2 protein-coding genes are annotated in these 10,254 nt (G+C 42.0%); both read right to left on the reverse strand.

The window, feature by feature from the left end; genetic code table 11:
* Positions 1–313: 313 nt before the first annotated feature.
* Complete coding sequence (locus tag ACW73I_RS01690) at positions 314–9,628, reverse strand: Tc toxin subunit A-related protein (protein WP_458027474.1); 9,315 nt, start codon at positions 9,626–9,628, stop codon at positions 314–316.
* An 88-nt stretch (positions 9,629–9,716) separates the two neighbouring features.
* On the reverse strand, positions 9,717–10,250 hold the full coding sequence (locus ACW73I_RS01695; RefSeq protein WP_458027767.1) for an REP-associated tyrosine transposase: 534 nt from the start codon (positions 10,248–10,250) through the stop codon (positions 9,717–9,719).
* Positions 10,251–10,254 lie beyond the last annotated feature (4 nt).

Below are 10,254 nucleotides of genomic sequence, written 5' to 3' on the forward strand. Positions count from 1 at the left end.
CCCTGGGTAAATGTGCAAATACACATAGTTTCGTACTACACATAGTGGCCGCTATGTTGAGCTTAACATAGCGACCCAAACCGGTCATTCGCTTACATTACTCAATTTTCCATATACCAGACATTCAGTTGTCAATTTAATTTTCCTAGTTAACAAACATAAGATCTTGATATTTTTCCCTAAAAGCCTTGGTTCTCCAGTAATCGCTGTGGTAGTCACTACATGTATTGGCATTAGGCGATTTATGTGTACTACTGGCGGTTATCAATCACGGGAATCATGGGAGAACCAATACCTTACGATTAAATATAACCTATACTTTCGGAACTTTATATTTTATTACGAAAAATAACTCTTCAAGTTTTTCAATTTGATCTGCGGCTATAGACAATTTAAATGATTTGTCTATTTTAATTTCTTCAGTTTTTTCTCGACATAGTTTAAGTTCATTGCTAATTTTTTTTAAATCAATAGGATTGTCGTCAATACTTATTTGGTAAGTTGATGGGTTATCGCTAATTAGCCCCAAAAACATAACCTCTTCAATATCTGGTTTTTCTAAAACTTGAATCATATAAGGCAATCTGGATTTGGTTAGGGTCAGATCAATTGAACTATTCTTTTTTAGCATATGCCATTCATTGGGCATGTCATGCCGCATTGTTAGGGCAACATGCAAGCCGGATTCATTAATCGCCTGAGCAATGTTTTCAAGTTGCTTTGACAACGATTTGTTTGCAGCGGCTTTAAGAATTTCCCCGCCTTCATTGGCGATGTATTTGATATGAACAATAGCATCGGAAATGGTTTGGTAATCAAATTGCCGAATTTTTGGTAATTCTAGCCGCCATTTACTGATGACACCAGCCCCTTCAAAGGGAAGGTAGCGCTCATCTTTGAAATTAAGTTCGAACATGCCGCTGTCGTTTTGGGCGGAACTGACCACTACTGCATTAATCGGAATACGATAGGTACTAAACCGTTCATCCACTTCCTCGGTATTTTCTTCATAGGATTTGCCGCCAATGGCTGTATTGCGGAATTTATTTTCCAATAGGGTCAAGGTGGCGTTGATACTAGTATACGGGCCGACAATGCATGGAATAGAAAGTGAAACCGACTTGACCCGGCGTTTGTAATGGCCAGGAAAATCCAAATCAAAAATCGCTTCCGGGATTATAAATTCACATTTACCAGTTTCCCGAAGCTGGATAACCGCTAAAGGATCAAGTTGATAGAGCGATAAGTGCTTGGTAATTTCGTAATCATACCCGCGCTCGTTTTGATAGGCCGCTTCCAGTTGTTTCAAACCGACATATAGCTGTTCACCCGCCAGCAAACCTTCTCGTCCGGCATCGAAATAGCCAGGCTGGATAAAGTTGGAGTTGCTTAAGCCACGTTCGAATTGATACGTTTTTTCAGCCTTTTTCGCCAAATCATAGGCAAGGTTGTAAACCTGACGATATAAGGTTTTCAAATTACCTCGCATCCAGGTATAGAGTTCTTCGTTGGTATATTTGTTTTTTAAGAACTCTTCGACTTCAGTGGCATTGTCGATAGCCTTTTGTTGATTGGTGATCTCCTGGTTGGCGATGTCGATACGAATCTCTTGAGCGAGAATTTGCTTGTCGATTTGCTTGAGTTCATATCCGGCAGAATTGGCCTGGAATATGCGTTCTTGCAAAGCACGGGTAAAACCGCCTTTTTTACCAGCATTTGTTGATTCAAAAGCGTATTGCGACGAAATAATTTGTATTACTTTTGATGAGGCATTAGAAGCATTTCCAAAATGACTTCCGCCTAATTTTGCTTGAGCCCCAATACCAAATGGCATTGCGGCAATCGTGGCATCTGGCAAAGCATGAAATATTCCAGATAATGCTTCCACCGCACTGGCACCTATTTGCCAACCATGAGCTACATGAGATTTATCATATTCCTCTTTCTCAAATGGAATCAACTTCAATCCGCTATCGCCATCGACGGTAACAATCTCGTTGGGCAGGCCATTAAAATCCGCTGTATCGCCCGGCACCAAGCTTTCATCTAACCCAGCCAGTTTCAGATAATATTTCATCCTGGCTTCCGGTGATTTACGGTTTTGCTGTAGGCTTTCGATATTTTTTTGTGCTTCTTCTAGTTGCTTCTTCTTAATTTCCATCAACAAGTTTTGCATGACGCCTTCATGCTTCGCCCGGATCAACGCAATAGTTTCATTGTCTTTTTTCTCTATGGCCGACAACATGGCGCCACCCAATGACTTCAACTCATTGCATAATTCCAGAGCCTTTTGCAACAAGTAATAAAAGCGATAATTCGGCATCGGCGTATTAAGGTCGTTCAATACTGAATCGATGCTTAACCCTTGTGCTGCCGCTTTGACTAAGAGAGCCGGATCGATTGGCGGCTCAAACAATGGCAGTTTGCGGAATATCCCTTCAATATTCAGGCAATGTCGAATTTTATAAAGCCGGTCTGCCACGGTATCCCAATAGCCGATTAATTGGGGATTATTGGGAATGCAAAAATACAGCGTTTGGGCAAAACCGAATATGTTAGCAAAACCAATTTCTCCGGTTTTTAAATCAAAAGATCCAAGAGGTAAGTTGGTTTGGTTACTGAAAGGTGCCGCTAGCTCAAGCTCATCCATCGCATTACCGAAGGCATCCCATTTATCCAATAAACCGAGGTAGGTCTGTGGTTTAATCTTGCCACGTTTGGGTATCATCATAGGCTTTGGTCCAAGAATATGTCCCGCCAGCACATAAAGTTGGGTGGCTTGGTTAATGGTTTCAATCGTATCCTGACGAAACAGATAATCGGCCCAAGCCAGAAGATTATCGATGTACTTCATCACCACCCATTTCATATAGGCGACCGGACGGCTTCTTGCTACGACATGCGGCATGAATGGCTTGTTACGCCATTCATTGATGGCTTTATTAGACTTATTCGGTTCAAGAAAATAGAAAATGCTGTCTAATATCCGCTTACTATCGATGCTCTTGAATGGCTTGAATTGCCAGAAATGGTTATCTTCAGTTCCGTCAGCAATCGGGTTGAACACGAAGTGAAACCACTTCATGGCTTCTTCGTAATGCCGAGCCTTACTCAAGGCGTCAGCTAGTAATATTGGAGTATGAAAAAATAATTCCCAGTTATAAAGGGAATAAGGATGCTTTAATTCATGAAAACTTTTCGTTCCCGATGGTGCATCTTCCAGTATATATTGACCAAAGTCATCTGATAGCAATGACAAATTCAAGTCGAAAAATTTATTAAGCTGGCCAAGATTTATTTCTTTGAAAAACGATTTAGTTGATGGATGGTGAAAAACAATTTGACCTAAATCACTGCTTGAAAGCTTTTCTTTTGAATTTTCCTCAAAAAAGTAAATATCCTTGTTTACTAAAGAAGTCCCTTCAATTTGCCAAGAGTACATTCTTGCACTTCCAAGATCGACTGATTTAATTTCTTGTCCTTCAGCATATGGTACACTTTGATTAAAATAGATTATGGGCGTACTTTCAGTATTTTGAGAACCTTCAGTTTTCACGCTGTTACCATCAAACCGAAAAGCTCCTTTATACCCCCCGCCGTATTTAATTTTTTTACTTCCGTCAGAATCAAAATTATCATCTACGTCTATTAAGACGCCATTATCTCCTTGCATTATTGGAACGAATTTAAAAAATTGGACGTTGTTTGTATCGTCAATAGGATCAGAAAAAACTGCATCTTTACTTAATTGTTTCTGTGTCCATTTTCCATTTCGGTACTCGCTCCAGCCCATTTTAATTTCATAGTACTCTATTGATTTTGTATCATTGATACCTGTGCCTCTTTTTCCAAGTTCTTCAAACTTTCCTGTATTAGACGCCGGATTTGGTTTGGTTTTCTTTATGATTTGTGGAAAGAAAATCAATAATCGCCCATTCCATACAACAGGGGATAAAAAAGTTCCATTACCTGTCACTTCCTGTGTAACAGGATTAACAACATCATAATTGGGAATATCAACCTGCATTTTTTCCCAGGGATACCAGTTCATTTCGTCCAGTGCGAGGAAACGATAATAGAAAATATAAGGCGCATTTCGAGTTCTGGAAAAGATATGTAACTTAGCATTTTCGCTCCATTTAACTTCACCTTGAGGTGAGGTCGAACGAATACCGTCAATATATAAGCCGATGACTTCCATATTAGCCACTTCATCCACTTTATACAGATAAGATTTCAGCGCATCAGTCACGTTTTGTTTGCTAATATCTTTTTGCAGAAGCTCACTTTCCAGTTCTTTAAAGAACGGACTTTTATCATCGCGTAAATTGCTTTCGATCCAGTTTTCTGGATACAAAAACACCTTTCTATTGGCTTCCCAGACACGGTAGCGTTGCATCCAATTCCAACGATCCCGATCCAGGACATTGCTGGCAATGCCAATTTCGTTGCCAGAGCCATCAAGTTTTGATTCCAAGCCAAGAAAACACCGCTGAATAAATAATTGCAAGGATGAGAGCGCTTGTTTAATCCGCGAAGTTTCCATGCAGGCGTCCATCTGCACGTCAATCAGGAAGTATTCGAATAAGCCGTCAGCATCAATGACATTCCAGTCGATAAGCTCTTGCTGCTGCAGCAAATACGCCGTCAAAGCATCCCGCTGATGATTGCGTAGCTGGTCGTTCAGCGGCTTGACGACTTGCTCCCAGTCGGTTTGGTTATAACGGGCGCGTATGGCGTTTTTGATACTGTCCGCAATTACCCGGCATTTTTTGAAATTAGATGAGGGAATTGCCCAGTCAAAGAGCAAGTTAATATCCACGCCGATTTTATCGACCACTTTTAAAGCTTTTTGCAGTTTGAGCAGATTCTTTTCGTTTGTGTAATCTGATAATTTGGCGATATTAAAATGATCGGTTACAATTAACTTGTCTATGCGATCTTTTTTCCAAGATGTTAAATCGACAATTTTTTCACTTAGCTTCGAAACATCGGAAGCTGCGTCATAAGTCCAATGCCAGAAATCAAGTATATTAAGTTTAGTTTGTGGTAGAGAATTTCTTAGACGAACATAAGCATTCAGGCGGAGCCATTGTTCTAAAGTCAGTGCATTGAAATCCAAATTATCGAATTCTGCCTTGTGCTCGTCCAAGAAACGAATTTCATCGGCACTCAATTCAAAACCGGAAACCAGCATGGCCGCTTTTTTCAAGACAATTAATGCTGGTTCCGCTTGCTTTGAGGCAAAATCAGGAATGAGTGCACTAGAAGGAATGGCAGTTATTGCAGAAGCCGGTGTTTTCCAGAAGACATTTTTCAGCTCTACACCAGTTGTACTTAACTTGTAGAGCTTGCCTGCGACGAGTTCTTTGGCATCACTCCACCACTCGTTGGTAGGGTCTTCCTGGGCGGTAAAATTGAGTGCAACTCCATCAATACTAACGCTAGGCGCGGCATCGCTATTTTTAACGACAAAAGTAAAATTGGCGTTTGCGGCAGGTATTAAATATCCGTTCCAGTTTGTTTCAGTCGGTTTGGCACTATCTTTGATTTTTTCAAATATGTCGTAGATTGGGGCAAGCGGCATTCCCAGTTTAAGGGTTTTTGAAACCAGTTCATCTGTTACTTTGCTTTCCAGTTCAGCAAAACCTGCCAAGGTATCGATGACAAAACGGTGGGTTAACTGCTGACGTAAGTAGGGCAGGAAAATTTCTAAGAATGCAACTCGTTTCTTAGGGGCTGTATTGGGATCGGGGGCTCCATCCGGAATATTGGCTACAGGAACACTTATATCACCTAATTTAAATATGGTTTCTAAAGCAGCTTTTTCTGATGAATTCTTCGTTTTTTCATCGGCAATTACGCCAGACAATACTTCTTTAAATAATTTTGCTTGCTGTTTTTTAATGCGTGTGAGTGCTGGTTTCCACTCCGAATCAGTACTTAGGCTTTCATAATCATTGGCTTCGGAATTGGTCAATATTCCCGTGATTTGTATCGTGCCTGTTTTGTCATATTTCAGTTTGTTTTTAAGCGTCTTGGCATCAGGAACAACAACATCCAGATTTTTGGGCGCATTGGTTTGATAAGTATTTGTCCCTTCCAAGTACGCGATCAGCTTATCGACAACTGGGGTGTCAAACAACAAACTGGCTTTAGTACGAACTAGATCAGATGTCGCCTTTTGCTGGATATTTGTTTCTTTGGCCTGCTGAGTATTAGGAATGTTAGTATCGGGAGTTAAATCCTTATGGTCTTCATCGATGGCATTCAAGCCATCGTACAAGGTTTTGCTCAGCAGAAGGACTGTTTTTTGGTTTGGGGAAAAAGGCTTTTTGACATCATCAAAATTTTTAATGATGTAATTGAGTTGTTGATAGGTAAAACCGGCATCTTCCATTTTTGCCCAGCGTTCAAAAAACTCGAACGAAGAGTAGGCATCTTTGAAAATCTCACCGAATAAAGGCAAGATGTTCAGAAAAGCGGGAATTTTTAAACCCAAGACTTTCGATAATAAACGGTATCGATATAACAACGATAAATTGGCCAGCGTCAATTTATCTTCCATCGCGGCGGACTTCATGATGTCCTGAATATCATCGGCTGAAAGGTTCAATGCGGCCATGACGGCTGACAGATGATCGGTCAGTTTTGCATCACCTGTCAGATAATTGCCTTTAGTATCGGCTTTGAATACCTTATCGATACCCAAGATGTTATGGGTCAGGAATAATCGCTTATAAAGTGATTTTTCTCCAGAGGTGCTAATTGTCGTCCAAAAACAGAGCAGTTTAATCAGCTCCAACCCGGATATGTCGAGTAATTTAACAACAGCCGCTAGCTGATGAATGAGCCTTGGATTGATGTCAAACACTTCAATGCAGATGTCTTCCGCGCAGTCTTCACAGTCCCCGCAATCAGTTCCAACATCACTGCAATCATCGGAAGAATTTTCGTCGCATAGAAAATCGATTGAGCCGCCTGCACTGCCGCTCGGTTTCGACTCATCGACACTCAATCCGATAATCGCCTTATCGACTTCATCAATTGTCCAGCCCAGTTTCCGCCAAAGCCGGAGAAAACGATGAATCTTGTCGTATTCGGCTATGGTTACTGGCGTACCGTCCAGGTGTTGCAGCAATGCGGCATCGAGGTTGCAGCTGTCTTTTTGTTCGAATAAGACCAAAAAACATTGATCATTAGCAACCAGAAATCTTCCTTGCTCGCCTTTGTCACCAACAAAAAACCAATTGTTCTTTGCCGACTCAATTTGATTGGCCGTAGGAGTTTCATTGAAAGTAATCTTGCCTGTGTTTCTATCAATACTAGCAAACTCCTTCCATTCGCCTGCTGAAACACTCTTAGCATTATCCCGAACATAAATTTTACAGTCTGCGACCCGTAAAATTTCAACAAGCCCCTTGAAAAATGCTGTCTGTTCACTGCGTGAAACATTTTTATAAATCTTCCCATCAACACACCCTCTTCCGCTCTCGATCACAATCATCTTGCCGATTTTCTCGAAATAGCATTTCACCCAACAGATGATGTCCTTGTCGCAAATTTCAGGGGTGTCGTCACAGGTTTTGGGACAACTCAATGCCTTTTTATCGGTTAAAAACTCAATTTGCTCTTTGATCAGTGGAACAAGATCGGCCAATTTTTCCATTTTTACCAAGTCTTCAGCCATCTTGTCGATGCCGTGGATTTTGGCGTAGTTTTGTAAAAACCGGTAACTGAACCGCAGGCTTTCCATGATAGTTTTCGCCCTTCCTTTGGGCATGCACGGGTTGATCGTATCTGTCTTGAGCAAATCGACCAAATTGAAGTAATCGATACCCGTCCGCCGCAGAAATTCCTTCTTAATCTGCGTTAAACCGTTGTCGGCGAGCATTGTTGCTTCGTCTTCATAACCGTAGTATTCATGAACCGGTCTGCCACCGATCAACTGCCAATATTCTTGCTGAGTCAATGCGGGGTTATTTTTCAACTTCCGCATCAATTCAATATTCTCAAAACACTCCTTGGTCAGGATGACGTATTCTTCCTTGGTTATTCCTAAATATTCAGCGTCCGCTGCCCGATCCAGGGCTTCATCTTTAAGTTGGGTGAGTTCTACATCATCGCCAGCATTATTTTTCCGGAAGGTATCGATCAATTCATAGCGGCTAGTATCGAGAAACTTCAGGTACGTCCTGGCAGCATCAATGGGCTGATGATAAGGCAGCGTGAACGGATAGACTTCGTTCTTTAAGAGGCAATAAGCCTTGTATTCGGTATGTTGCGGCTCGGCCAGCAATTCGCTGCTGGTTTCATCGTCCACGTTGAAGGGTTTCAGCTTTTTAAAAGCGACATAATTTTCCATTACCTCATTGACCAAATCCACATAGGGAATCAACGTGTTGGTATTTTGACAGGTCAACTCCAGACAACCCAAGTCCGGCCGACGATCAAACAGTTTTTGCAATGGCGTACCGGAGATGTCCTTGGGATCGGCTTTTTTCGCGATTGCCCCTGTCGCGTCGGGATCAAGATTGTTATTTCTCAGGTAATTCAATAATTCCACAAAATACGAGGCTGGGCTGTAGACAGAATTACATTCTCCGCACTCGCAAAAATCAGCATCGCCGAACAGTAAATCCCAAGATAAATTATGTTTTTCTATTAATGCCTTGGCATATTCATCTCTAGGTTTTTCAGCCATTCTAGCTGAACCGACCGATTTAATGACATGCGCCTGTGGATGCACATAGGCGCCCAGGCTTTTGTCGATCATCGCCACGCCTGTTGGCTGAGCGGCTTCCCTTATCGACATCAGGAAATGCTCATTACGAACCTGCGTTTGCTGAGCGTTATAGTGAATTTGCGCCAGGGTATTCTCGTCTACATCGTTTTCGCTTAAAGCTGTCATGAACTGCTTCATTGGCAAGGCCGAGATTTGCATTGCGGATTGGATGTTGGCGTTGTAAAGCACCGGTACCGCATCAGGATCCGGGCTAACGGCGGCAATGCGTTGCAAAGTTTTTAATTGGGTTTTGACCCCATCCAGGGCATCGGCGGCAATATCCTTAAAAGCTTCCTCGTTTTTGATCAGCTCGTAAACGGAGGTGGTTTTAATATTGAAATCGGGCTGCTTGGTTAAGACATCGGCAATGTTGGCCCCGGTGGCGTCATTCAAAAAAGGAACCTTCGGGTCTTTGACCATATTAACCAACAATGCGGTCGGTTCCAGCGTAAATAAATCGCGCCGCAGGTTAATCGCGAAAGCGTACTTCTCTTCTTTAGATTTGCCCGGGGCTGCAATCTTGACTTTGTCGATAAACGCAGTTTTATCAAGCGTCAACGCTATATCGCGTAGCGAATTGGTGTGTTCATCTTTCTGAAACAGCTTCACCAAATCGGTATTGTTGTTGCTCCATGCAGAGAGATTGTGGGTGAACTCAAGATTATTGAGTACCTTATCGTTAAAACCTTCCTTACCCTTCAAATCGGATTTAATGGCCGACCAATTGCCGCTATGCTTGCTGAAGATTTCGGCAAACATTTTTTGCTGTTTTTCGGCATGCAAATCGAACTTAAAAAAATCGATTCTTTCGGCAAATTTTTGGTTTTCATTCGATGCAGCCATCGTATCCTCCTTTTCTGGGGAAGGTTAAATCAAAACAAATAGCTTGGTTATCTTTATCCGATTCATGCGCAAATTTATAAAACGTGTTTTATTCTCGTTCAGTAACTTCTAACTGGTATTCCAACCCACCTGCCCAATCATCTGGATATAGTCCGTCGCTCACATAACGATGAAAGCTGGAATAAGGCCAGTCTTTTAATTGTTTCACCAACGAATGCTTCATCGGATTCCAATGTACGTAATCCACATGACGCTTGAAATCCATTTCGTCTCGAATCGTATGTTCCCAATACCGACGCTGCCAAATTCCTCTTTCGTTCCGGCTCTTTCGGGTAGCTGAAAGCCGTTCTTGTTTCGGTAAGCTTTTGCTGAACAATAACTTGATCAAACGCCAACGGGTCGCAAAGTCCGCGTCGCCAGTCGGTAATGTCCATATGCAATGCATGTGATCCGGTAATACTACCCAGGCTACAATATCGAACGGATATAGGTGTTTCACACGACGTACAGAATCCCGCAACAACTCAATTTCCGTCACCAATAAATCCCGTTTACGCTCCAGTAAATTCACCGTAAAAAAATACGTTCCGCCCGGAATCCAATTCCGCCGATAGTCCGGCATCCAT

The organism is Methylomonas sp. MgM2 (assembly GCF_054172045.1).

What these genes read in the sequence shown, in the direction of transcription:
- ACW73I_RS01695 (WP_458027767.1), bottom strand. Translation starts at nt 10,250, where the DNA reads ATGCCGGACTATCGGCGGAATTGGATTCCGGGCGGAACGTATTTTTTT.
- ACW73I_RS01690 (WP_458027474.1), bottom strand. Translation starts at nt 9,628, where the DNA reads ATGGCTGCATCGAATGAAAACCAAAAATTTGCCGAAAGAATCGATTTT.